We start from the raw sequence: 24,210 nt of genomic DNA on the forward strand, positions 1-24,210 counted from the left end.
GAGTATCTCGTTACTGAATACATAGGTTTCGAGAAGCGAACCCGGGGAACTGAAACATCTCAGTACCTGGAGGAAAAGACATCAACCGAGATTCCGTTAGTAGTGGCGAGCGAACGCGGACCAGGCCAGTGCCATTCATTCAAGTAGCAGAACACTCTGGAAAGTGTGGCCGTAGCGGGTGACAGCCCCGTATGCGAAACTGATGTGAATGGACTCGAGTAGGGCGGGACACGTGTAATCCTGTCTGAACATGGGGGGACCACCCTCCAAGCCTAAATACTCGTATGCGACCGATAGCGAACTAGTACCGTGAGGGAAAGGTGAAAAGCACCCCGATGAGGGGAGTGAAACAGTACCTGAAACGGATTGCCTACAAGCAGTTGGAGGGTCCTTGAGGCCTGACAGCGTACCTCTTGCATAATGGGTCTGTGACTTAATGTTTCAAGCGAGCTTAAGCCGATAGGTGTAGGCGCAGCGAAAGCGAGTCTGAATAGGGCGACATAGTTTGAAGTATTAGACCCGAAACCCGGCGATCTATGCATGACCAGGATGAAGGTGTGGTAACACACACTGGAGGTCCGAACCGATTAACGTTGAAAAGTTACCGGATGAGTTGTGCTTAGGGGTGAAAGGCCAATCAAGCCGGGAAATAGCTGGTTCTCCGCGAAAACTATTGAGGTAGTGCCTCGGATGGACACCCTAGGGGGTAGAGCACTGGATGGATGCGGGGGTCGCGAGATCTACCAACTCTAACCAAACTCCGAATACCTAGGAGTGATATCCGGGAGACAGACGGCGGGTGCTAAGGTCCGTCGTCAAAAGGGAAACAGCCCTGACCTACAGCTAAGGTCCCCAAGTCACGTCTAAGTGGGAAAGCATGTGGGAATCCCAAAACAACCAGGAGGTTGGCTTAGAAGCAGCCATCCTTTAAAGAAAGCGTAACAGCTCACTGGTCTAGCTAAGGGTTCCTGCGGCGAAGATGTAACGGGGCTCAAGACGTGCACCGAAGCTTAGGGTGTGGATTTATCCACGCGGTAGCGGAGCGTTCCGTAAGCCTGCGAAGCGATCTGGTAATGGGTCGTGGAGGTATCGGAAGTGCGAATGCAGACATGAGTAGCGATAAAGAGGGTGAGATGCCCTCTCGCCGAAAGACCAAGGGTTCCTGCGCAAGGCTAATCCGCGCAGGGTGAGCCGGCCCCTAAGACGAGCCCGAAGGGGGTAGTCGATGGGAATGCGGTTAATATTCCGCAGCCTGGTGGTGTGTGACGGATGGCGTGTGTTGTCAGCTCTTAACGGATTGAGCTGGCTTCGAAGCTGTCCCGGGAAATAGCCCCACCGTATAGACCGTACCCGAAACCGACACAGGTGGTCTGGTAGAGTATACCAAGGCGCTTGAGAGAAGTGTCCTGAAGGAACTCGGCAAATTGCCTCCGTACCTTCGGAAGAAGGAGGCCCCATGTCAGCGCAAGCTCTCATGGGGGGCACAGGCCAGGGGGTAGCGACTGTTTAGCAAAAACACAGGGCTCTGCTAAGTCGGCTTCAAGACGACGTATAGGGCCTGACGCCTGCCCGGTGCCTGAAGGTTAAGTGGAGGGGTGCAAGCTCTGAAATGAAGCCCAGGTAAACGGCGGCCGTAACTATAACGGTCCTAAGGTAGCGAAATTCCTTGTCGGGTAAGTTCCGACCTGCACGAATGGCGTAACGACTTCCCCACTGTCTCCAGGACATGCTCAGCGAAATTGAATTCTCCGTGAAGATGCGGAGTACCCGCGGTTAGACGGAAAGACCCCGTGCACCTTTACTGCAGCTTCAGAGTGGCAGTGGACAAGAACTGTGTAGCATAGGTGGGAGGCTTTGAAGCATTGGCGCCAGCCGGTGTGGAGCCATAGGTGAAATACCACCCTGTTGTTGTCTACTGTCTAACCTCGTACCGTGAAACCGGTACAGGGACCCTCTGTGGCGGGTAGTTTGACTGGGGCGGTCGCCTCCTAAAGAGTAACGGAGGCGCGCGAAGGTGGGCTCAGGCCGGTTGGAAACCGGCTGTTAGAGTGCAATGGCATAAGCCCGCCTGACTGCGAGACTGACAAGTCGAGCAGAGACGAAAGTCGGTCATAGTGATCCGGTGGTCCCTCGTGGAAGGGCCATCGCTCAACGGATAAAAGGTACGCCGGGGATAACAGGCTGATAACCCCCAAGAGCTCATATCGACGGGGTTGTTTGGCACCTCGATGTCGGCTCATCACATCCTGGGGCTGGAGCAGGTCCCAAGGGTTTGGCTGTTCGCCAATTAAAGTGGTACGTGAGCTGGGTTCAGAACGTCGCGAGACAGTTTGGTCCCTATCTGCCGTGGGCGTCGAAATTTGAGAGGAGTTGACCCTAGTACGAGAGGACCGGGTTGAACGTACCTCTGGTGTACCTGTCGTCGTGCCAACGGCGCAGCAGGGTAGCTATGTACGGACGGGATAACCGCTGAAAGCATCTAAGCGGGAAGCCTCCCTCGAGATAAGATTTCTCAGGACGGTCGAAGACCACGACCTTGATAGATCGGATGTGGAAGCGCGGTAACGCGTGAAGCTAACCGATACTAATCGTCCTATTCGCGCTTGAGAGCACACACCCCCAACAACAGCGTTGGAACGCAGGTGATGACACCTCAACCAGACATGAAAGTGCATCGATTTGAACCAGATCCTCCCGGCCACAAAGCCGGGCAGGACACATGTGCAGGCTCCATTGCCTGGTGGCCATAGCGTCGGTGAACCACCCGATCCCATCCCGAACTCGGACGTGAAACCCCTCTGCGCCAATGGTACTATCGCTCAAGCGATGGAAGAGTAGGTCGCCGCCAGGCATTGCAGCTCGCACACACAAAGAACCCATCCACAAACCCTCAACACCTCGGCGCGGGGTGGAGCAGCCCGGTAGCTCGTCAGGCTCATAACCTGAAGGTCACAGGTTCAAATCCTGTCCCCGCAACCAACACACACCAACAGCCGCGTCTCGACAGAGACGGGGCTAACGGCGTTCGGAGGGATAGCCGCAGCTCGATCCCCCGCCACCCGCTCCGGCCGTAAAATGGGGGGAGGCTCCACGCTCAGCCTTCCCCACAGCCGCCTCAGCGGTAATGACCCATCGTCACCTTGAGTACCTGCGGGCGGTCCGTCAGGTTGATCCCGTAATCCGTCTGGTCGCCGTTCCACACCCGCGACGTCACCCAGCGACCCTTGTCGAAGCCGCCCTCTTCCACCCGCAGCATCATCGCCCCGGGCGCCTTGTCGTTCGCCTCGATCTGAACGCGGACATGATCCCCGACGATCAGGAATTCGTCGGCGGAGAGCTGCGCCACCGCCATCCCGCCGACCGGCTCATTTGCCCACGGCGCGGGATCTGCCTTGAGCCACGTCCAATCGCGCATCCCGAATTGCCACTCGCCCCACGACGCCTTGATCGTCCACGCGCCCATGCGGGTCGACTGCGCCGCCCCGTCGTCGGGCTTCGCAACGCCCCAGGTCGGGCGCTCATAGGCAATCCGCGCCCAGTCGCGCATGATCGAGCCGAACATCGCGTAGGTCAGCGTGAGCGGCGCGACCGTCGCTTCGCTCAGGTCGCGCGCGCCGAGCGGAAAGTTGAAATAGCCGCTCTCGTCCATGCCGAACGGTGCGTAACCGATCGCACCGCGGCCGAGCGCGGCATAGGCGTACCGGTGAAAGTCGCGCGCATTGCCGACTTCGGGTACCATCAACGCATTGTCGGGTCGCGCATATTGGTCGAGATACGCCGTCGCGTTGGCGCTCTTGCGGTCATAGATGTCCGGCGCGGCGAAATCGACATGCGGCGCGGCGGCCTTCCAGATGTCGAGCACGTCCTGCTGCGGTCCGCCGCTCGCCACGCCGTCCGGGTCGGGGACGTTCGACGGTCCGGCGAGTGCGGCATTGACGTACATCGGCAACGGTTTGACGGCCTTGCCCGCGGCCGCGATCGCGTCGACGTAGGATGCCACGTACCAGGTGTTGAAGGCGCGGTCGGCCTGCGCGCCGAAGACCTGCGACCACGTTCCGCTGCGACCGACCCGCTTGGCGAGCGGCGCGGGAATGGCCTTGGCGAACAGCGCGTTCGCGGCCGGGGCGTAATCGCGCGGGTTGCGGTAGCTGCCGGTTTCGTTTTCGGGCTGGACCATGATCACCGTGTGCTGCGCATCATGGTCGCGCAGATATTCCATGACCTTGACGAACGCCGCGCGATCCGCCGCCAGCGTCGCCGCGCCGTGAGGGCTGAGTACGCCGTGATCGCTACCATCGCGCTTCTTCATCCGCGGGAAGCGGCGGTTGTCGAGCTTCACCCAATCGGGCGTGTAGCTGGGCGACGTGTTCTTCCACGTTCCGAACCACAGGAGGACGACGCGCTTGTCGTGCGCCCGGGCCTGATCGAGCAATTGCTGGAGGAAGGACAGGTCGAAGCGCCCCTCCTGCGGTTCGACCTGTTGCCAGGCGATCGGCACCTCTACGGTATTGGCGTGAATGCGATCGAGAACCGGCCACGCGCTCTTCAACACCTCCGGGTAATTGCTCGAATTGTTCACCTGACCGCCGAGGATCGTGAACGGCGCGCCATCGACAATCAGCGCGTGACGACCGTTGCGGCTCTCCAGCCGCGGCAGCTGCGCGGCAGCGACATTCGCGGTCGCGAGCAGCAGCCCCGCGGCGATGGTGGTACGTCCGATCATTCCCTCTCCCCCGCCACCTCGGTCGAGGTCGGCTTGTGCGGCGGATCATCCTGCCGCAAAGGAATGGTAGCGCTACGAACGCTGAACGCAACGGGGAGTGGGTGATGATCGAGCAAGCGGATCGAGTCGGGAGCGGGCGGGCGTGGCGCGCGGCGCTGTTGGGGGCCGCTGCGCTCGTCGCGTCCCCGGCGGTGGCTGCGCCGCTTGCCACCGTCGATCGCAACGGCGCGCTGGTCGCGGTCGAACCCTATGCGCCGAACATCGTCCGTGTCACGATCGCGCTGGAGCGCAAGCTGGCCGACGCCCCGCCGGGCGATGGGCCGAACGCGAGCGCAGACTTCGCCGGCTGGCAGCATCGCAGTGACGCGAGTGGCGACGTTTTTGCCTCCTCCGCGATGACCGTCACCGTCAAGGCGCAGCCGTGGCCGGGCGCGCCGTCGCAGATGCAGCGTTATTTCGCGCCGTCGTTGCCGCCGGTTTCGATCAGCTTCGCGGATGCCGGGGGGCGTGCGCTGACCGAGATGAAGGGGTGGGAGCGTGCGCCGCATACCGTGACGGGTGAGCAGACGTTCAAGGTCGGCGCCAGCTTCTCGGTGCAGCCCGATGAGCATTTCTATGGGCTTGGGCAGAATCAGGAAGGTATTCTGGACCTTAAGGGGCGCACGATCGATTGCCGGCACAATTACGATGCGCCCGCTGGCGAGACGGTGTGCGTGCCGTTCATGGTCACGAACAAGGGCTATGGGATCGTCTGGGACAATCCTTCGGCACTCACGGTGTCGGCTGGTCTCAACAATGCCACCCATTTCCAGTCGAACGTGGGCGAACGGGTCTCGTTTTTCGTCATCACGGGCGCGACGACGGACCAATTGTACGCAGGCTATGCAAAACTGACGGGCACGACCCCGCTGCCGCCCAAGGCCGCGTTCGGGCTGATCCAGTCCAAGGCGCGTTACGAGACGCAGAAGGAGCTGCTCGATATCGCCGACGGCTATCGGCGGCGTGGCTATCCGCTCGACGTGATGGTGCTCGACTGGTTCTACTGGACGCGCATGGGGCAGCTGGACATCGACCGGAACTTCTTCCCCGACCCGAAGGGAATGAACGACGCGCTGAAGGCCAAGGGGATGCGCTCGATCATCAGCGTGTGGCCGCGGTTCGAGAAGGAGTCGCGCTATTACGACATGCTGGCGGCGAAGGGGTGGTTGCTCCAGCATAAGGACGGCACGCCCGTCGACGGGCTGGCGGTCCGCTCCGACCGCGCCGGGGCGCTGATCGATTCGACGAACCCGGAGGCGCGCGCGTGGTTCTGGGAGAAGATCCGCGACAACCTCGGCTCGCAGGGGTTCGAATGGTATTGGCTCGACGAGACCGAACCCGATCTCGTGCCCGACGGCTATCATTATTCGATCGGGACCGGTGACCGGTTTCACAACCTGTTCCCGCTGGTCCACACCGGCGGCGTGGCGCAGGGCAGCGCGCGCGATCGGCCGAACCTGCGCAACCTGATCCTGTCGCGGGCGGCCTATCTGGGCGTGCAGCGGACCGGGGCGTTGTTCTGGTCGTCGGACGTGCAGTCGACGTGGGAAGTGCTGAAGCGGCAAGTGCCGGCCGGGCTCGGCTTCACCGCGAGCGGCATGGCCTATTGGAGCAGTGATACCGGCGGCTGGCAGTGGCCGAACGGCCCGGTCGCGCCGCGCCCGGTGCTGCTCGATCCGGCCGGCGCGACCGCGATGGGAGCGAACTATCCTGATTATCCGGAGCTGTTCGCCCGCTGGTTCGCGTATAACAGCTTCACGCCGACGTTGCGTATCCACGGGCAACGCCCGGCGACCGCAATATGGGAATATGGCGCGGCGGCCGAGCCGGTGCTCGCGAAGTTCCTGAAGCTGCGCTACGCCCTGATGCCGTATCTCTATTCGCTGGGGTACGGCACCTACAAGACCGGTGCGCCGTTCATGCGCGCGCTTTTCATGGACTTCCCCAACGACCCGAGCGTGGCGACGATCGGCGATCAATATATGTTCGGACCGGCGTTCCTCGTCGCGCCGGTGACCGATCAGGGGATCACCGAGCGCAAGGTGTATCTGCCGGCGGGCGCGGACTGGTACGATTACTGGACGAACCGGCGCTACACCGGCGGGCAGACGATCACGGCTGCGGCACCGATCGACCAGATCCCGCTGTTCGTCCGCGCCGGGTCGATCGTGCCGTTCGGCGCGGCGGTGCCGAGCACCGCGACCGACCAGAAGCTGGAGCAGATCCGCGTCTATCCGGGGCGCAGCACCAGCTTCACGCTGTACGACGACGACGGGACGACCAACGATTACCGCACCAAGGGTGGGCGTAGCGCGACGCTGACATGGGACGACGCCGCGGGTCGGCTGAGTGCGTCGGGGAAGCTGCCGAGCGGGCAGGATGCGGCGGGGTTGGTGCAGGTGGTGAAGTAGGGCGTTGCCTTTGCTGGAGAAGAAGAAGCGGGGCCCCGGATCAAGTCCGGGGCGACGGAAACGAAAATACGTCATTGCTTCGCTACGCTCGCAATGACGGAGGGATCATGCCCTTTCAGCCGTTCCCCGGCGGAGGCCGGGGTCCAGTTGGGAAGGTTTTTCTGATAGTTGCAGGCGTCCCCCAACTGGGCCCCGGCCTTCGCCGGGGAACGGGATGCGGGTTTTGGGAAGGTTTGCCTTCGCGGGGGAGGCGAGGGCGGAGCGGTTAGCGGCGTCGCGCCGCTTCGCCATCGATCGACCATTCCCACAGGGCGGCGCCGGGCGTCGCGACGGTCAGGCGCAGATAGCGGGTTGTGACGGGGTGGCGCAGCGTTACCGGGGAACCCTGATGCTCGCCCGGCGCGAGCAGCGGCGTCCAGCGTTTGCCGTCGCGCGAGGCGTCGAGGGCGTAGCGGTAGCGGCGGGTCGCGAACTCCGGGCGGAGGCGGCTGCCCGCGATCTGACGGATCGCGCCCAGATCGGCGACGATCGTGCCCGCCTCGTTCGCGGGGGCGCGCCACAGCGTCGCGTAATTGTCGTCGGCTGCCTTGACCGCCTCACCGCCACCGACCGGCGTCCACGTCAGGCCGCGGTCGCGCGTCGCGGCGAAGCCCGCGACCGCGCCGCCGTGCGTCGGACGGACCGGCGCGAAGGTGCCGTCAGCGGCGATCGTGAGCGGATCGACGGCCACCTGTCGCAGTACCGTATCGCCCGATTGCGGCCAGGGCAGCGCCTGACGGTGGTAGAGGATGTAGCTCCTGCCCTGCGAGCGGAACACGGCGTGGTGCCCGGGGCTGACGACGTCGCGCGCGGCGTCGGTCTGGAGCAGCGGACTATTCGAAGCCTCGTGGAACGGGCCGAATGGCGTCGCGCCGATCGCGTAGCGGACCTTGTAGGTGTCCTTGGTGGTGTTGCCGTCGCTGTAGGTCAGCAGGTAGCGACCCCGAACCTTCACCATGAACGGACCTTCGAAGTAATTCTCCGGGGTGACATCGCGCGGGGTGCCGTCGAAGGTGACCATGTCGGGCTTGAGCCTGACCACGAAGCAATGGCCGTTGGTCCAGTTCAGCCCCGATCCCCAATAGAGATAGGCGCGACCATCGTCGTCAATGAACGCCTCTGCGTCGATCATGTGATAGGCGGGGGCGAAGTCGCGCGCGATCAGCGGTTTGCCGCCGTTGGCGTCGCGCCACGGGCCGGCGGGCGACGCGGCGGTGCCGACCCACACCTCGCTGCCGACTGAGACGTACATATACCAGCGGCCGTTCTTCGCCCGGACGACCGACGGTGCCCAGACCTTCGAATCGCCCGAGGTCGGGCTGGTCGCCGCTGCCTTGGTCGGCCAGTTCGGGGTGGAGAAGCGCCAGTCGCGGCCGTTCTCAGACGTCCACAGCCCGAGCCGGTCGTCGCCCCATGGATCGATGGTCGCAAAAATGTACCAGCGGTTGCCGTCGCGGACGATCGAGGGGTCGGCGAAATAACCGGGGAGCAGCGGATTGCCGGCGCCCGGTGCGTTCCAGCGCGCGGGTTCGTCGGCGGCGAGCGTCAGCGGGGTGGCGAGCAGCAGCAGCGCGGGCGCGAAACGGTGCAGGCGGCCGGTCAGGCGGGGCATGGCAGGTCCTTTCCGCCGTCGCGGCGCAGGATGAGGGTGACGATCGCACGCGCGGGGGCGAGCGTCCCCGCGACGCAGGCGGCGCGATGCGTGGCGTCGGTGACGACCATTTGCGTCGTCCAGCCGGCGGGCACCGCCAATCGGCGGGGTGTGATGCCGGCGTTGACATGGACCAGCGTCAGCCGCTTCCCGTCCGGTGACAGCGCGCCGATCGTGTCGAGATCGTCGACCGGCACCAGCCGGTCACCGGGGCGGACGTAACGACTGAATTGCGCCATCGCCCAATATTTCTGCGTGACGTGGATCGCGTGCGCGGCGGTTGCGGGCGCGCGCAGATCGGCCTTGACCAGCCCCCAGTTCGATCCCTTGCCACCGTCGCGGGCGCTCAGATCCTCGACGGCTTGCCAGAAGACCCAGGCGGCGGGCTCCAGCCGCTTGATGTCGAGCACGATATGCTCGGCCATCGCCAGCGGCGAGGCCATGCCCGCGAAATCCTCCGGGTCCTTGTCGAGCGGCGCGTCATTCTCGCTCATCCACAGCCGGATGCCAGCCGCGCGTGCCGCATCGCGGACCCCGGTCTGGTGGATGTTGCCATAGCTATGGACGTTGATCTGCCCGATCCGCGCGCGGGTCGCGCCGCGGTAGGCCGCCCAGTCGGCGAGGAAGAGCACCGAATTGGTCTCATCGGGCGCGGCGACGACCGTCTTCAGCCCCGCAGCCTTCAGCGCGGCATCGGTCGCGTCGATCATCGCGGCCTGTCGCGCCGGGCTCCAATGTGCGCCTTCCTGCTTGTTGGCGGCGAACCAATAATCGGTGTTGGGCTCGTTGACCGGTGAGAGCGTGCGGAAGGTGATGCGGTGCCGTTTCTGCAACTCGGCGACGCTACGCGCGAGATAGGTCGCGAAGGCATTCTCGAAACCGGGGCGCAGATTGTCGTCCGTCGCCTTCTCGGCGCCCGAGACGCGGCCGGAGACGGTCATGAACCATGGCGGTGAATTGGAGAACGCCTCGAAGATCGGCGCGTTCACGCGGTCGCGGATCGCGTCGAGCCACCAGCGCTGGCGCTGGTCCTGCGACCAGTCCCACATCGCCGGATCGTCGGCGCGCCACCAGTCACGCCCCTGCGCCCCCGCCGGCCGTCGCCAGAAGCCCGGTACCGCGCCGCCGGGGCGCAGGTACGGCGGGGTGCCCGCGGCATTGCCGCCGCCGATATTGTAGCGTGCGATCGTCCAGCCGAGCCCGTCCGCGCCGTAGAAGAGATCGGCGAGCCGCGCGCGGTCCGTGTCCGGCCAGCCGCCGGTGACGTCGGCGAACCAGGCGAGCGCGGTGCCCCAGCCTTCGAAGGTGGTGGACGGTCGATCGACCGCCGGCCGCAGCGTGACGGTGACCGGGCGCTCCTGCGCGGCGGCGGGAACGGCGAGGGCGGCGAGCGGCAAGGCTGCCAGAAACGATCGACCCGAAACAGCATTTCTCCCGCTTTTTGTAAGACAATAAGCGTGAGCGCGGCGTGGTCAAGGAAGAGTGGTGACATGCACTCGCCCGCCATCCCGGACTTGATCCGGGATTCCGCTCTCTCCTCCGATCGTAACGACGAAGCGGGGCCCCGGATCAAGTCCGGGGCGACGATATAGAGAGCGTCAGTCAAACCTTAGAAGCGGTAATCATATTCCTCGTCGGGGCCGCCGTCGTCCTCGCGGGGCGGTCCGCGATCGTCGGGGTAGCGTTCGACGGGCACGCGCTGGCGCGGTTCGGGTGGTTGCGGCAATTCGATGCCCAGCTCACGCAGCCGGTCGACCGCGTCGTTGATCGACGGTTGCGTGCCGTCGATCGCGCGACCGAACTGGTCGAGGGCGTCGCCCATATTGTCGAGCGGCACGCCCATCTCGTCTGCTTCGGGCGCGACGACGACCGGGATGTGCAGCGCCGACATCATGAACTGCCGCCAGATCTGCGCCGGGATGCCGCCGCCGTGCAGGCCGGGGTTGGGCGAGCTGTCGTCCTTGCCGACCCACACGCCGACGACGAGATTGCCCGCGAAACCGATGAACCAGCCGTCGCGCCCGCCCTGGCTGGTGCCGGTCTTGCCGAACGCATCGACGGGCAGGTTGGCGTCGCGCCCGGTGCCGCGGATCGACGAGCCGAGCAGCGAGCGCATCTCGTCGCGGACCTTGCCGGGCATTTCGGTGTCGCGGCCGGCGATCTTCTCGTACCAGCTCGCGCTGCGGTTGCCCTCGACCCCGCGCGGGGTGACCGGATAGCGGCCGTTGGCGATCGCGGCATAGGCGCCGGTCAGTTCGAGCAACGAGACTTCGGCAGTGCCGAGCCCGATCGTCGCCTCGTTGGGGATCGGCGTGGTGATGCCCAGATCGCGCGCGGTCCTGATGACGTTGCGCACGCCGACCTCCTGCGTCAGCCGCGCGGCGACGACGTTCGAGGAGCGCGCGAAGGCGCGGCGCAGCGTGATCGGGCCGAGATAGCGGCCGTCGTCGTTGCGCGGCTTCCAGCCGGCGATCTCGACCGGCGAGTCGTCGCGGACGTCGTCGGGGGTCAGCCCGGCGCGCAGGGCGGCGAGATAGACGAACAGCTTGAAGGTCGAGCCGGGCTGGCGCTTCGCCTGCACCGCGCGGTTGAAGGCGCTGGTGTTATAGTCCTTGCCGCCGACCATCGCGACGACCTCGCCGTCGGGGCGCATCGCGACCACCGCCGCCTGCAGCCCGCGCAGGCTCGCCTGCCGCACGACGCGCTCGGCGGTCGATTGCAGCCCGCGGTCGAGCGTGGTCTTGACGGTCGCCTCGGTGCCCGAATCGCCCGCGACCTCGCGCGCGGTGGGGAGCACCCAGTCGGCGAAATAGGTGCCGGTCGGCAGCGTGTCGGCGCGCGCGGCGAGCACGCGCTGCGGCTGGACGGTCGCGGCCTCGGCCCTGGTGAGGAAGCCGGCATCGACCATCGCGCCGACCACCACCGCCTGTCGCGCGCGTGCGCCCTTCAGGTTGCCGGTGGGGGCGAGCCGCGACGGCGCCTTGACCAGACCCGCCAGCATCGCCGCCTGTCCGACGTTCAGCTTCTGCGGGGTGCGCCCGAAATAATGCTTCGACGCGGCGGTGATGCCGTAGACGTTGTCGCCGAAGTACACGTTCGACAGATAGCGCGAGAGGATCTCGTCCTTGCTGAGCCATGCCTCCAGCCAGAAGGCGATCATGACCTCGCGGATCTTGCGCGCGGCGGTCCGGTCCGAATCGAGGAAGGCGTTCTTCGCCAGTTGCTGCGTGATCGTCGAGCCGCCCTGCCGCACGCCGCCCGAGCCGACGTTGGCCCACGCCGCGCGCGCGATGCCGCGCGGGTCGATCCCCCAGTGCGAGTAGAAGCGGCGGTCCTCGATCGCGAGGAAGGCCTCGCGGACGTGCGGGGGCAGCGTCTTGGCGTCGACCGGCGCGCCGATGATCGCCCCGCGTCGCGCGATCGGCGTGCCGTCGGCGGCGGTCAGCGTGATCGAGGGCGGGGTCGGCGGCTTGAGCGAGCGTGACAAGGGCGCGGTGACCGCCAGCCAGATGACCGCCAGGACAAACAACACGATCGATGCCGCCAGCCCGCGCACGATCCACTTGCCCCAGGCGATGCGGCGGCGGGGCGGGGGCGGATCGCCACCATCGTCGTAGCGCGGCGGGGCATATCGCTCGTCGGCGTCGCGCGTGTCCTCGTGCCACGCGCCGAACGACGGCAACGGCTCCGACGGAGCGCCGGGCGTATCGCCGCGTGCGTGGTTGTAGCGGACGCGGCCGGTGTCGTAGGGGTCGGGGCGCATGGCTGTTGGTGTCTTACGCTGATATAACAGTTGTCGCAAGCCTCGCCCGCGTGAACCAAGGATAGCCAAATGCAGGATGATGCGAAAGGCGCGCTGGCGCCGCTGGTGGTGGGGATCGGGGGAACGATCGGCGGCGTGTCGTCGACCGAGCGCGCGCTGAGGATCGCGCTCGGCGAGGCGGCGGCGCAGGGCTTTCGCACGCAGATGTTCGGCGGTGCCGACATGGCGCGGCTGCCGCTCTACGACCCGCGCGCAACCTCGCGTACGCCCGAGGAGCAGGCGTTCGTCGAGGCGGTGCGGCAGGCGTCGGCGGTGATCATCTCCAGCCCCGGCTATCACGGCAGCATCTCGGGCGTGGTGAAGAATGCGCTCGACCTGCTGGAGGAAACCGCGCGCGATTCGCGGCCGTACCTTGCCGACATGCCGGTCGGCCTGATCGCCACCGCTTATGGCTGGCAGGCGACGGGCTCGACGATCGCGGCGCTGCGCTCGATCGTCCATGCGCTGCGCGGCTGGCCGACTCCGTTCGCGGCGGCGATCAACACGCAGGTGACCCGCTTCGACGACGAGGGTGGCGCGAGCGATCCGGCGGTGGTCGAGCAATTGCGGTTGATCGGTCGACAGGTCGCGCGGTTCGCGCCGCTGTCGGGCGGTGGCGTGGCGGCATGAACGACGCGGTGCGCCCGCGGCGGAGTGCGCTGTTTCTGCCGGCCTCCAATGCGCACGCGATCGAGAAGGCGCGGACCTTGCCGTGCGATGTGGTGATCCTCGATCTGGAGGACGCGGTCGCGCCGGCGCAGAAGAAGGCGGCGCGCGAAGCGGCGGTCGCCGCGGTGCGTGACGGCGGATTCGGCGCGCGCGAGTTGGTGGTGCGGGTGAATGCGCCCGACACGCCGTGGGGCGCGGACGATCTCGCGGCGCTTGCCGGGGCGGCGGCGGAGGCGGTGCTGCTGCCCAAGCTGGAGGACCCGGCCATCTTGGCGGATGTGCGGGCGGCGCTTGGCGGTGGACCGGCGCTTTGGGCGATGATCGAGACCTGTGAGGGGGTTCTGCGATTGCCCGCGATAGCCGCCGTCGCAGCGGAACGCGGACTGACGGCGCTGGTGGCCGGCACCAACGATCTGGCGCGCGAGCTGCGGTGCCGGGTCGGCGTCGACCGCGCGCCGTTGCTCCCGGCGCTGGCGCAAATCGTGCTCGCGGCGCGGTCGAAGGGGTTGGTGGCGCTCGACGGTGTGATCAACACGCTCGACGATCAGGCGGCGATCGCGGCGGAATGCGCGCAGGGGCGCGCGTATGGCTTCGATGGCAAGACGCTGATCCATCCGGCGCAGATCGCGGCGGCGAACGCCGCGTTCGGGCCGTCAGACGATGAGGTCGCGGCGGCGCGGGTGCTGGCGGCCGCCTTCGACGGACGCGAGGACGAGGGCGCGATCCGCGTCGAGGGGCGGATGGTCGAGCGGCTGCATCTGGAGGAGGCGCGGCGGACGCTGGCGCTGGCAGCGGCGGTGGCGGCGCGGTAGCGAGGTCGCTGTTCCCGCGCTGGCGAGAGCACCGCGAAAACTCCCATCGTCATGCCGGACTTGTTCCGGCATCCACGGTTCCGCAAGCGCATAAGCTCTTGATGTGGCGGTGGACCCCGGAACAAGTCCGGAGGTGACGAATGGTTGGGAGATGCTGGCGGACTTTCGCAAAGGTCTTGCGATGGCGGGAATTTGGCGTGTGATCCATCAACGCCGAAGCGTCACCCCGGCGAAGGCCGGGGCCCAGTCGGAGGACGCTGATGATGCGCGTCACGCTTCATTCGATCGGCCTTCCCGACTGGGCCCCGGCCTTCGCCGGGGTACAAGACGGGGAAGTTTTGTACAGGTATCGCCAGCGCGGGAATGACGTGTGGGCGCGCTACGGTCGGCAATAGCCCTCGCCGGGTCTGACGATCAGGCAATCCTTCTTGCCCGCCAGCCATTTGAGCCCGGTCGCATCGCCGTTGCCCGGCACCGCGGTTTCGGCGATGCCGTTGCGCAGGAAGCGCAGCCCCTCCGCGGTCACCGATCCGTCGAAGGTGCCACGATGGTCGAGGTCCCATTGCATGTCGAGCGTCACCCCGCCTGCCTCGCGACGGGTGACGTTCAGGTACATGCCCTCCACCCCGACCCAGCGGCCGAGATAGCGTTCCTCCAGCGCGGCGGTGGCGGCGGGTTCGACGGCATTGCCGCGCATCTGGCCGCCGCCCGGCTCGTCGCGCGGGGCCGCGACGGGGCCGACGCGTTCGGTCGGCGTGCCGCTGGGCGAAGGGTCGGGCGCCGGTTGCGCGCAGGCAGCGAGCGCGAGCGGGGCGAGCAGGAGCGGGAAACGCATCGTCATGGTACATCAACCAGCAGCCAGGGCGCTGCGTTCCGGGTAGCTTTGGCGCGCGCGGATCGCTAGAGCGCGGCCATCCTATCATTCCGGGAGTCGATCCTTGCGTATCGCCATCGCCTGCGACCATGCCGCCGTTCCGTTGAAGGACGATCTGCGCGACTGGCTGGCGAGCGAGGGGCATGAGGTGATCGACCTGGGCACGCACGGCAGCGCGAGCGTCGACTATCCCGATTACGGCCGCCGCCTGGCCGACACGCTGGCGACAGGCGAGGCGGAGCGCGGCGTCGCGATCTGCGGATCGGGAATCGGCATCATGATCGCGGCCAACCGCAACCCGGCGGTGCGGTGCGCCTTGGTCAGCGAGCCGCTGTCGGCGGAACTGGCGCGCGCGCACAACGACGCCAACGCCATCGCATTCGGCGCGCGGCTGATCGGCCCCGAGATGGCGCGCGCCTGCCTTCGCAGCTTTCTGTCCACGGATTTCCTCGGCGGGCGCCATGCCGCGCGCGTCGACATGCTCAAGGAGCCCGCATGAGCACCAACCCGACCTCGCTTTCCGACATCCAGCCGGATGGTTTCTTCACCCGCGGCCTCGCCGACGCCGACGCGGCGGTGTTCGCCGGCGTCGCGCACGAACTGACCCGCGAGCAGACGCAGATCGAGCTGATCGCGTCGGAGAATATCGTCAGCCGTGCGGTGCTTGAGGCGCAGGGCTCGGTGTTCACCAACAAGTACGCCGAAGGCTATCCGGGCAAGCGTTACTATCAGGGTTGCCACCCGTCGGACGAGGTGGAGCAGCTCGCGATCGATCGCGCCAAGCAGTTGTTCAACTGCGGTTTCGTCAACGTCCAGCCGCATTCGGGCGCGCAGGCCAATGGCGCGGTGATGCTGGCGCTGGTCAAGCCCGGCGACACGATCCTGGGGCTCAGCCTCGACGCGGGCGGGCACCTGACGCACGGCGCGCGCGCGGCGATGAGCGGCAAGTGGTTCAACGCGGTGCAATATGGCGTGACCGCCGACACGCATCTGATCGACTATGACGCGGTCGAACGCCAAGCAGTTGAGACGCAGCCGAAGCTGATTATCGCCGGCGGTTCGGCGTACCCGCGCCACATCGACTTCGCGCGCTTCCGCGCGATTGCCGACAAGGTCGGCGCGTTCTTCATGGTCGACATGGCGCACTTCGCCGGGCTGGTCGCGGGCGGCGTCCACCCGACGCCGTTCGGTCATGCGCATGTCGTGACCACCACCACCCACAAGACGCTGCGCGGCCCGCGCGGCGGGATGGTGCTGACCGATGACGAGGTGATCGCGAAGAAGATCAACTCGGCGGTGTTCCCGGGGCTGCAGGGCGGGCCGCTGATGCACGTCGTCGCCGCCAAGGCGGTGGCGTTCGGCGAGGCGCTGCGCCCCGAGTTCAAGAGCTATGCCGCGGCGGTGGTCGAGAACGCCAAGGTGCTGGCGGCGACGCTGAAGGAGCGCGGTGCGGACCTCGTGTCGGGCGGCACCGACACGCATCTGGCGCTGGTCGACCTCACCCCGCTCGGCATCACCGGCCGCGATGCGGACGAGGCGCTGGAGCGCGCGGGGATCACCTGCAACAAGAACGGCATCCCCAACGACCCGCTGCCCCCGGTCAAGACCAGCGGCATCCGCGTCGGCTCGCCCGCCGGCACGACGCGCGGCTTCGGCACGGCCGAGTTCCGCGAGATCGGCAACATGGTCGCCGACGTGCTCGATGGCCTGCGCGAGAAGGGCGAGGGCGGCGACGCCACCGTCGAGGCGAACGTGCGGGAACGTGTTCGCGCGCTGTGCGCTCGGTTCCCGATCTACAGCTAAGGAGAACGATCGGTGGCCGATTTCGACAGCAAGGTGAACGAAGTGCGCGGCACGGTGAAGAATACGCCGGGCCTGGGCAAGAGCATGGCGAAGTGGAGCGCGCTGGGTGCGGTCGTCGCGATCCCGTTGCCGGTGGTCGGGCCGATCTTCGGCGCGATCGCGGGTGCGGTCTATGCCTATCACAAGGGCACCAAGAACAAGTGACCCGTTGAATGCGCTGCCCTTTTTGCGGTCATGACGCCAGCCAGGTGAAGGACAGCCGCCCCACGGACGATGGGGCGGCGATCCGGCGGCGGCGGCAATGCGAGGGCTGCGCGGCGCGCTTCACCACTTTCGAGCGCATCCAGTTGCGCGACCTGACGGTGGTGAAGAGCGAATCGCGGCGCGAGCCGTTCGATCGCGAGAAATTGCTGCGCTCGATCGCGATCGCGGCGCGCAAGCGGCCGGTGGAACCCGTGCGGCTGGAGAAGCTGGTCAGCGGGATCCAGCGACAGCTGGAGACCAGCGGCGAGGCCGAGGTGTCGGCCAAGCGGATCGGCGAGATGGTGATGGACGGGCTGAAGGGGCTCGATTCGGTCGCCTATATCCGCTTCGCGAGCGTCTATCGCGACTTCAGCGAGGCGCGCGACTTTGAGGAGTTTGCGGGGAGCGTGGAGGAAGCCGGGCGCGGGTGACCGGCTCGATTTGACATCCCCCCCGTTCGTCCTGAGGAGAGGCTGAGCTTGTCGAAGCCTCGTCTCGAAGGACCTGCCCCGCGTGAGTTTCCACACCTACCTCCTGCGCTGCGCCGACGGCAGCTATTATGTCGGGCATAGCGACGATCTCGAGGCGCGGATCGGCGCGCATCAGGCCGGCGCGCTGCCCGGCTATACGCAGAATCGACGCCCGGTCGAGCTGCTCTGGTCGCAGGACTTTCCCACGCGTGATGAGGCACTCGGCGCCGAGCAGCAGATCAAGGGCTGGTCGCGTGCCAAGAAGGAAGCGCTCGTGCGGGGTAATTGGGAAGCGATCCGATCGCTCGCGAGCCGGGCGGTCCTTCGAGACGAGGCTTCGACAGGCTCAGCCTATCCTCAGGACGAGCGGACCGTAGAGAAGTCCCTCCCGCCACCCCCCGTCATCGTGCTCGTTCGCCCGCAACTGGGGGAGAATATCGGCAAGGCGGCGCGGGCGATGCTCAATTTCGGGCTGGTCGAGCTGCGGCTGGTCGCGCCGCGCGATGGCTGGCCCAATCCGCAGGCCGGGCCGGCGGCTTCGGGTGCGGATATCGTGCTGGAGCGGGCGACGGTGTTCGAGAGCGTGGCCGACGCGGTTGCGGATTGTGCGCATGTCTATGCCACCACGGTGCGCAAGCGCGGCGTGACCAAGCCGGTGGTGACCCCGGCCGAGGCGGCGGAGACGATCCACGCCGGACCGGGGCGATCGGCGATCCTGTTCGGGCCCGAGCGATCGGGGCTGGAAACCGACGATGTCGCGGTGGCGCGGACGATCATCACCGTGCCGATCAATCCCGAATTCGGCAGCCTCAACCTGGCGCAGGCGGTGATCCTCGTCGCCTATGAATGGTCGAAGGGGCAGGCGCTGGCCAGTCCGCCGGCAGTCGATGTCGATCCGCCCGCGCCGCAGGTCGAACTGGACGGGATGATCGCGCAACTCGATGCGCTGCTGGAGGAGGGCGGGTATTTCTTCCCACCCGATCGCACCCCTGCGACGCGGCGGATGCTGCGGACGTTGCTGACCAAACCCGGCTGGTCCAGCCAGGAGGTGCGGACCATGCGGGGCGTGCTGTCGGCGCTGGTCCCCAAGCGGCCACGGAGCGGCTGAGGTCAGTCGATGCGGGGCGAGGGCGGGCGGCCGTCGCAATAGGATCTCGCCGGATCGCGCAGCGACAGACCGGCGGCGATCGCACGATGGATGATGAGGCGGATCGAGCCATGCTTCGCATTGTTGCTCTCGCTCGGCCGGCCGCACATGGCCAGGCATTCGGTCGACACCAACAGCCCGCTCGGCGTGCGCTTGTAGGGGCCGTGTTCGCCGGTGAGGGGCGCGACCCGTCGCCGGACGGTCGTGTCGGGCGTCGATAGGGCGCGGGCGATCTGCGCGACGCGCACGGCATGGCGCGGCAGCAGGCCGGCCGACGCGTTGAAGCCTCCCATCGCGCGGTCCGCCTTCAGCAACTGGTGATTGGCGTGAAGCACGACCGAGAAGATCGCGAGATCGATCGGTTCGGCACATAGCGAGCGATTGCTGTCGACCAGCGCGAGAAAGAGGTCGATCGCGGCGCAGACGCCGTCCGTCAGCGAAAGGCCCGTGTTGCTGCCGCTTGGTACGGTCGTGGTGTCGATCAACCCCATCGCCATCGCATCGTCGATCAGCCGCACGAAGCAATCGTGCGAGTACCGCAATTGCTGCCAATTTTCGGGGCGGTTCCAGAAGGCGCTCGACAGCGTGACCCCGTTGCGGGTCCGCTCACACACCCGCGCATCGAGCAGGGCGCAGATATGGCGCCGCACCGTTTCGAAGGGTCGACCCAGCGACATTGCGGCGGAGTGGACCGAGATCGTGCCTCGATGGTCCGCCTGCGACATGCTGGTGCGAAGTAGCAGACAAAAAACAAGAAATCGGTCGACATTGCCGCTGAAGTACCGAAGTCCGGTCATGTTCATGCTGCTGTGGAATTCGGCCAGAAACACCGCCATCGGGGGCACGGCCGAGAGCTGCCGCGGCAGGGCATAGGCGTTGTTCAGCGGAACGGCGTGCTGCAGTGCGACCGCGTAGTTCGGCACCGTTTCCATTCCCCTTTGGGCGTCCTCTTTGAGCGCCCTGTCACACGTTTGAAGTACTTTCACACTTCACCGATCTGAGTCACCCGATACAGCGCTTCTACAAATATGTAGTGGGTGCGCAAGAAAGGTTGGCCTGCCTTCGGTCAAGTTCTTGTTACTACGGCTATCCTCACGAAGCACGCGCAATTGATGGTAAACACGATGGCGTTATTGGGCTTTTACCGCGAACAGAGCGACAAACAGCCTTTTCAACTTTGCCTGCGATTTACAAGCTAAGTGCCGGAAAAATCGGCGAAAGTATACACATTCTTCGCCTGTTACCGGTATCGAAATGGGACGACGCCGTGGCGCCGCCCCACAAGAAAGTGATGGGTTATTCCGCGGGTAGCGCCTCCGGCGCGGAGATCGGGCGACCGGCCAGCGCTGCGTCGAGCGCCGTGCGGTCGAGCTTGCCTTCCCAGCGCGCGACGACGATCGCCGCGACCGCATTGCCGACGAAGTTGGTGAGGCTGCGGCATTCGCTCATGAAGCGGTCGACGCCCAGAATCAGCGCCATGCCCGCGACCGGCACGGTCGGGACGATCGACAGCGTCGCCGCCAGCGTGATGAACCCGGCGCCGGTCACCCCCGCCGCGCCCTTCGACGAGAGCATCGCCACGCCGAGCAGCAGCAATTGCTGCCCCAGCGACAGGTCGACGTTGCACGCCTGCGCGATGAACAGCGCGGCCAGCGTCATATAGATGTTGGTCCCGTCGAGGTTGAACGAATAGCCGGTCGGCACGACCAGCCCGACGACGCCGCGGTCGCAGCCGGCGGCCTCCAGCTTGGTCAGCAACCCCGGCAGCGCCGGCTCGGAGGAGGAGGTGCCGAGCACCAACAGCAATTCGGCCTTCAGATAGGCGATCAGGCGCAGGATCGAGAAGCCGTGCAGCCGCGCGACCAGCCCGAGGATCCCGAAGACGAACACCGCCGAAGTGAGATAGAAGGTGGCAACGAGCCCGCCGAGATTGACGAGGCTGCCGACGCCGTACTTGCCGACGGTGAAGGCGATCGCGCCGAACGCGCCGAGCGGGGCGACGCGCATCAGGATCGCGACGACGCGGAACACGACGATGTTCAACCGCTCGATCAGATCGAGGATCGGCGCGGCGGGCGCGCCGACCAGACTGATAGCGACGCCGAAGAGGATGGCGACGAGCAGCACCTGCAGGATGTTGCCCTGCGTCAGCGCGGAGATCAGCGTGTCGGGAATGATGTTGAGGATGAAGCCGGTCAGCGTCGTGTCATGCGCCTTTTCGGCATAATCGGCGATCTTGCCGGCATCGAGCGTGGCGGGATTGATGTTCATCCCTGCGCCCGGCTGTGCGACATTGGCGACGATGAGGCCGACGATCAGCGCCAGCGTGGAGAAGAACAGGAAATAGCCGAACGCCTTGCCCGCAACCCGGCCGACCGCGCTGAGTTCGCGCAGGCCGGCGATGCCGCTGACCAGGGTCAGGAAGATGACGGGGGCGATCACCATCTTCACGAGCTTGATGAACCCGTCGCCGAGCGGCTTCAGCGCCTCGCCGAGTTGCGGGTAGAAATGGCCGAGGATCGCACCGGCGACGATCGCGATCAGGACCTGGACGTAGAGATGATGGTGAAGGCGGCGCGGACCTTCGGCGTGGGGGGGAATGATGGTGCTGTGCATAACCTCTCCTCGCGTCCGCGCACAGCGGACGTCTTGGCGGCGAGGCTAACCCGGAACGGTGATGCCGCAAACTGGCGGGAGAGGCCCAGTCAAGCTATTGTAATTACAATGGATTTCTTCGGCCCACGAGAGGCTTCGTGCGGGATTTCGCCCGGGTCGCGCGATCCACGTGCCACAATCCGCACGGGCTGGCCGTCGGTCGGCGGGGTCGCGAAGCGGGTGCCGTCAGGGGCGGCCGGCCCGCTCCCAGGCGGCGATGTCGGCGACTCCTTCCGCCAGCGTGATCTTGGGGGCGAAGCCGGTCGCCAGCATCCGGTCGATCGCGTAGCGGACCGGGGTGCCGAACCGCGCGACCTCGTCGTGCGAGGGGGTGCGCGCCACGAAGCGTTCGAGCGGCGCGAGCGTCACGCCGGCGCGCGCGGCACCGGCGCCCAGCGCCTTGGCGAGCTTGCGCGCCGCCAGCGTCGCCTTGCCCGGCAGCGAACCCGCGCCGGCCGGTGCCTGCACCGCATCGCGCAACGCCTCCAGATAGGCATCCCATGTCGGGACATCGGCGCCATTGACGTTGAACGTGCCGGCGATCGGCGTCGCGCTGGTCGCCAGATGCGTGACGAAGCCGGCCAGATCGTCGACATGGACGAGATTGGCGTCGCCACGCCCGGCGGCGCCGAGCCGCGGCCAGCCATGATGCAGGCGATCGAGGTAGAGCGTGGTCCATGCCGCGCTGCGCGGGCCGTAGATCAGCGTCGGGCGAAGGACCGCCACCGCCAGCGCGTCGTTCGCCTGGCGGCAGGCCGCCTCGGCCGCGACCTTCGCCGCGCCGTACGCGCCATGCGGATGGTCGGTCGGGGCATCCTCGTCGATGGTGCCGGTCGCCGCGCCATAGACCGCGACCGAGCTGAGCTGGATGAAACGCTTCACCCCGGCGGCTTGCGCCGCGGCGAGCGTGTTGCGCGTGCCGTCGACGATCACGCGGGTGTCGCGCGGGCCACCGACCGCGGTGTGGACGACCGTTTCGACACCGGGCATCGTTACCGCCAGCGCCTTGGGATCGAGCACGTTGAGCGCGGTGCCGCCGGGCGGCGGACGGCGATAACCGGCGACGACCGGCACGCCTGCCGCCTCCAGCGCGGCGACGACGCGCCGTCCGACGAAGCCGCCCGCCCCGGTTACCAGCACCGTGCCCGTCATGCGTGACGCTCCTTGAGATGATCCGCCAGCCGCAGCGCCAGCGCGATCGCGGTCAGTGTGGGATTGGCCTGGCTGGAGGTCGGGGTGACCGACGCGCTCGCGACGTACAGCCCCGCGACGCCATGGACCCGGCAATCGCGGTCGACGACCCCGTCGCGCGGATCGTCCGCCATGCGTGTCGTCCCGCTGTGATGCCCGCCGTAAGCGGCGGCGTCGAGCAGGGCGTCCTCCAGCGCCGCCTCGTCATAGTCGAGCGTGCCGGTGCCGGTGCGCGCCATCTCGTCGCGGATCAGCCGATAGGTGGCGCGCGCCGAATCGAAGTCGGCGGGGGCGACGCGCCAGTCGACCTCGAGCCGGCGCATCCCCAGCGCGTCGCGCTCGGAGGACAAGGCGACGCGGCTGTCCCAATTGGGCGATTGCTCGCTGACGAACTCGAACGGATAACGATTGTCGCGCGACGGCAGCGCGATCGACGGAATGCGCCGCGAGGTGAGATAGCGCTTCACGCCCCAGGTGCGCACGAAGTTGAACAATTGCACCGGATGGCGCGCGATGTTGCCGACGTGGCGCAGATAGGGGCCGAGCGAGCGATCGGCCTCGCGCGCGGCGCGGCTGTATTCGTATTTCACCGCAAAGGCGGCGAGGAACATCAGCGACAGCACCGGATCGCCGTGCGCGGGATCGTTGGCGTCGCGGATGTGCAGCCGCACGGTGCTGTTGAGCAATTGCCGCGCACGCTGCGCGGCGGGCGTGGGCGCGAGCCGGCGGCGAATGTAGATCCCCTCGGCATCGCGTTCATAGTCGAAGCCGATCTTCTTCGGATCGCCGGTGAAATGCGCCATGCCGAACGTCGCGGCGAGGTGACACATGTAACCGCGGCCCAGCCAGCCACCGGCATTGCCCGGCCCCGCGGGCAGCACATCGTCGGAGGCGAGCAGCAGCCGTGCGGTCTCCAGCCCGCCCGCGGCGAGTACGTAATGCTTCGCACGGACCGGCCAGTTCGTGCCGTCCGGCGCGCGGACCTCGAGATGGTCGACGCTGTTGCCATCGTGCGCCAGCCGGATCGCGGTGACCGGCGCATGGGTGAGGACGCGGACGTTGGCGGCGGCGGTCAATTGCTGGCCGTAGCGTGTCCAGAAATTGGTCGGGCGGCTGAACCGCTCGATCGTCGTGTGGAGCCACTCGCCGTCGAGCCCGGGGACGATCGGCGCGGAAGGCGTGTGATCGAACGCCCCCGCCTCCGCCGCCTCCATCGCGGCCGGATAGTAACGCGCGACCTCTTCATAGCCGATCGGCCAGCCCGAATGCGCGACCCACGGCCGCGGTTCGAAGTCGATCGGATCGAACGGGATCGACCGCCCGCCCCACAAGGCGGTGGTGCCGCCGAGCGCGCGGACCCGATAGGTGTCGAGCGGCCAGTGGACGCGCGGATCGGCGACCCGGCCGGCATAGGCATCCTGCACCGCCGGATCGGCATTGGCGCCGCCGGCCTCCAGCACCAGCACATCGAGCCCCAGCGCAGCGCAGCGCGCGGCGAGCGTCAGCCCGGCGGCGCCCGAGCCGACGATGCAGATGTCGGCGGGGGCGGGTGGGGCGGTCAGTTCGCTGGCATCGGCGCGCACGCTGTCTCCTCCGGGGCTAGTCCGGGAGGGCGTAGCATGGTGCGGCGCGGGAGCAAGCATTGCGGCTCCGCCCGCGAAGGGCGGAGCCGTGTCATTTT

17 protein-coding genes, 1 tRNA gene and 2 rRNA genes (1 of these 20 only partly in view) are annotated in these 24,210 nt (G+C 66.7%); 11 read left to right on the forward strand and 9 right to left on the reverse strand.

The features are described 5' to 3' along the window. The 3 genes from PGN16_RS13310 to PGN16_RS13320 all read left to right on the forward strand — a co-directional run. Positions 1-2,608, forward strand: a 23S ribosomal RNA gene (locus PGN16_RS13310); it begins 215 nt to the left of the window's first position. Positions 2,609-2,736: 128 nt separating this feature from the next. Further along, a 5S ribosomal RNA gene (gene rrf / locus PGN16_RS13315) occupies positions 2,737-2,851 on the forward strand. Between the two features lie 51 nt (positions 2,852-2,902). After that, a tRNA-Met gene (locus PGN16_RS13320) sits at positions 2,903-2,979 on the forward strand. Between the two features lie 136 nt (positions 2,980-3,115). Here the strand turns inward: PGN16_RS13320 and PGN16_RS13325 are convergent. Continuing rightward, the gene (locus PGN16_RS13325) at positions 3,116-4,723 is read right to left on the reverse strand and encodes a DUF5597 domain-containing protein (protein WP_335309866.1); all 1,608 of its coding nucleotides are present in this window, start codon (positions 4,721-4,723) and stop codon (positions 3,116-3,118) included. A gap of 104 nt (positions 4,724-4,827) precedes the next feature. Between PGN16_RS13325 and PGN16_RS13330 the strand changes: the two genes are divergently transcribed. Further along, the gene (locus tag PGN16_RS13330) at positions 4,828-7,173 is read left to right on the forward strand and encodes a glycoside hydrolase family 31 protein (RefSeq protein WP_335309867.1); all 2,346 of its coding nucleotides are present in this window, start codon (positions 4,828-4,830) and stop codon (positions 7,171-7,173) included. Between the two features lie 265 nt (positions 7,174-7,438). Here the strand turns inward: PGN16_RS13330 and PGN16_RS13335 are convergent, their stop codons facing one another. From PGN16_RS13335 to PGN16_RS13345, 3 genes are all read right to left on the reverse strand, one after another. After that, positions 7,439-8,824, reverse strand: a complete 1,386-nt coding sequence (locus PGN16_RS13335; RefSeq protein WP_335309868.1) for a family 43 glycosylhydrolase — start codon at positions 8,822-8,824, stop codon at positions 7,439-7,441. Further along, complete coding sequence (locus tag PGN16_RS13340) at positions 8,812-10,260, reverse strand: glycoside hydrolase (protein WP_335309869.1); 1,449 nt, start codon at positions 10,258-10,260, stop codon at positions 8,812-8,814. Before PGN16_RS13340 ends, PGN16_RS13335 begins: the two co-directional genes overlap by 13 nt. Before the next feature lie 212 nt (positions 10,261-10,472). Next, positions 10,473-12,626, reverse strand: coding sequence for a transglycosylase domain-containing protein (locus tag PGN16_RS13345; protein WP_335309870.1), 2,154 nt, complete (start codon positions 12,624-12,626; stop codon positions 10,473-10,475). Positions 12,627-12,695: 69 nt separating this feature from the next. Between PGN16_RS13345 and PGN16_RS13350 the strand changes: the two genes are divergently transcribed. After that, complete coding sequence (locus PGN16_RS13350; RefSeq protein ID WP_028967553.1) at positions 12,696-13,295, forward strand: NADPH-dependent FMN reductase; 600 nt, start codon at positions 12,696-12,698, stop codon at positions 13,293-13,295. After that, complete coding sequence (locus PGN16_RS13355) at positions 13,292-14,146, forward strand: HpcH/HpaI aldolase/citrate lyase family protein (protein ID WP_335309871.1); 855 nt, start codon at positions 13,292-13,294, stop codon at positions 14,144-14,146. Before PGN16_RS13350 ends, PGN16_RS13355 begins: the two co-directional genes overlap by 4 nt. Positions 14,147-14,525: 379 nt before the next feature. Here the strand turns inward: PGN16_RS13355 and PGN16_RS13360 are convergent, their stop codons facing one another. Then, positions 14,526-14,987, reverse strand: a complete 462-nt coding sequence (locus PGN16_RS13360; RefSeq protein ID WP_335309872.1) for a hypothetical protein — start codon at positions 14,985-14,987, stop codon at positions 14,526-14,528. Positions 14,988-15,084: 97 nt separating this feature from the next. Between PGN16_RS13360 and rpiB the strand changes: the two genes are divergently transcribed. The 5 genes from rpiB to PGN16_RS13385 all read left to right on the forward strand — a co-directional run bounded on the left by rpiB (position 15,085) and on the right by PGN16_RS13385 (position 18,644). Next, entirely contained in the window at positions 15,085-15,519 is a 435-nt protein-coding gene (rpiB, locus tag PGN16_RS13365) for a ribose 5-phosphate isomerase B (protein ID WP_335309873.1), read from the forward strand. Next, positions 15,516-16,823, forward strand: a complete 1,308-nt coding sequence (glyA, locus tag PGN16_RS13370) for a serine hydroxymethyltransferase (protein WP_335309874.1) — start codon at positions 15,516-15,518, stop codon at positions 16,821-16,823. Before rpiB ends, glyA begins: the two co-directional genes overlap by 4 nt. A 12-nt stretch (positions 16,824-16,835) precedes the next feature. After that, positions 16,836-17,027 carry a hypothetical protein gene (locus tag PGN16_RS13375; RefSeq protein ID WP_335309875.1) on the forward strand — a complete coding sequence of 64 codons (192 nt, stop codon included), beginning with the start codon at positions 16,836-16,838 and terminating at the stop codon, positions 17,025-17,027. Between the two features lie 8 nt (positions 17,028-17,035). Continuing rightward, positions 17,036-17,497, forward strand: coding sequence for a transcriptional regulator NrdR (gene nrdR, locus PGN16_RS13380; protein WP_335309876.1), 462 nt, complete (start codon positions 17,036-17,038; stop codon positions 17,495-17,497). Between the two features lie 82 nt (positions 17,498-17,579). Further along, entirely contained in the window at positions 17,580-18,644 is a 1,065-nt protein-coding gene (locus PGN16_RS13385) for a TrmH family RNA methyltransferase (protein ID WP_335309877.1), read from the forward strand. Between the two features lie 2 nt (positions 18,645-18,646). On the opposite strand, the gene PGN16_RS13390 is transcribed toward PGN16_RS13385, so the two are convergent. From PGN16_RS13390 to PGN16_RS13405, 4 genes are all read right to left on the reverse strand, one after another. After that, complete coding sequence (locus tag PGN16_RS13390) at positions 18,647-19,615, reverse strand: hypothetical protein (protein WP_335309878.1); 969 nt, start codon at positions 19,613-19,615, stop codon at positions 18,647-18,649. 364 nt (positions 19,616-19,979) lie between these two features. Continuing rightward, positions 19,980-21,299 carry a dicarboxylate/amino acid:cation symporter gene (locus PGN16_RS13395; protein ID WP_335309879.1) on the reverse strand — a complete coding sequence of 440 codons (1,320 nt, stop codon included), beginning with the start codon at positions 21,297-21,299 and terminating at the stop codon, positions 19,980-19,982. 225 nt (positions 21,300-21,524) lie between these two features. Further along, entirely contained in the window at positions 21,525-22,490 is a 966-nt protein-coding gene (locus PGN16_RS13400) for an NAD-dependent epimerase/dehydratase family protein (protein ID WP_335309880.1), read from the reverse strand. Further along, positions 22,487-24,112: a GMC family oxidoreductase gene (locus tag PGN16_RS13405; RefSeq protein WP_335309881.1), complete on the reverse strand. Its 1,626-nt coding sequence runs from the start codon at positions 24,110-24,112 to the stop codon at positions 22,487-22,489. Before PGN16_RS13405 ends, PGN16_RS13400 begins: the two co-directional genes overlap by 4 nt. Positions 24,113-24,210: the final 98 nt, after the last annotated feature.

It is taken from the genome of Sphingomonas phyllosphaerae, assembly GCF_036946485.1.
GTDB classification, from domain to species: domain Bacteria; phylum Pseudomonadota; class Alphaproteobacteria; order Sphingomonadales; family Sphingomonadaceae; genus Sphingomonas; species Sphingomonas phyllosphaerae_E.

Bases quoted from the DNA above. Each gene is read 5' to 3' on its own strand.
- PGN16_RS13360 (WP_335309872.1), bottom strand. From the start codon at position 14,987: ATGACGATGCGTTTCCCGCTCCTGCTCGCCCCGCTCGCGCTCGCTGCC.
- PGN16_RS13390 (WP_335309878.1), bottom strand. From the start codon at position 19,615: ATGGAAACGGTGCCGAACTACGCGGTCGCACTGCAGCACGCCGTTCCG.
- PGN16_RS13355 (WP_335309871.1), top strand. From the start codon at position 13,292: ATGAACGACGCGGTGCGCCCGCGGCGGAGTGCGCTGTTTCTGCCGGCC.
- PGN16_RS13400 (WP_335309880.1), bottom strand. From the start codon at position 22,490: ATGACGGGCACGGTGCTGGTAACCGGGGCGGGCGGCTTCGTCGGACGG.
- PGN16_RS13395 (WP_335309879.1), bottom strand. From the start codon at position 21,299: ATGCACAGCACCATCATTCCCCCCCACGCCGAAGGTCCGCGCCGCCTT.
- PGN16_RS13335 (WP_335309868.1), bottom strand. From the start codon at position 8,824: ATGCCCCGCCTGACCGGCCGCCTGCACCGTTTCGCGCCCGCGCTGCTG.
- PGN16_RS13330 (WP_335309867.1), top strand. From the start codon at position 4,828: ATGATCGAGCAAGCGGATCGAGTCGGGAGCGGGCGGGCGTGGCGCGCG.
- glyA (WP_335309874.1), top strand. From the start codon at position 15,516: ATGAGCACCAACCCGACCTCGCTTTCCGACATCCAGCCGGATGGTTTC.
- PGN16_RS13350 (WP_028967553.1), top strand. From the start codon at position 12,696: ATGCAGGATGATGCGAAAGGCGCGCTGGCGCCGCTGGTGGTGGGGATC.
- PGN16_RS13325 (WP_335309866.1), bottom strand. From the start codon at position 4,723: ATGATCGGACGTACCACCATCGCCGCGGGGCTGCTGCTCGCGACCGCG.
- nrdR (WP_335309876.1), top strand. From the start codon at position 17,036: ATGCGCTGCCCTTTTTGCGGTCATGACGCCAGCCAGGTGAAGGACAGC.
- PGN16_RS13345 (WP_335309870.1), bottom strand. From the start codon at position 12,626: ATGCGCCCCGACCCCTACGACACCGGCCGCGTCCGCTACAACCACGCA.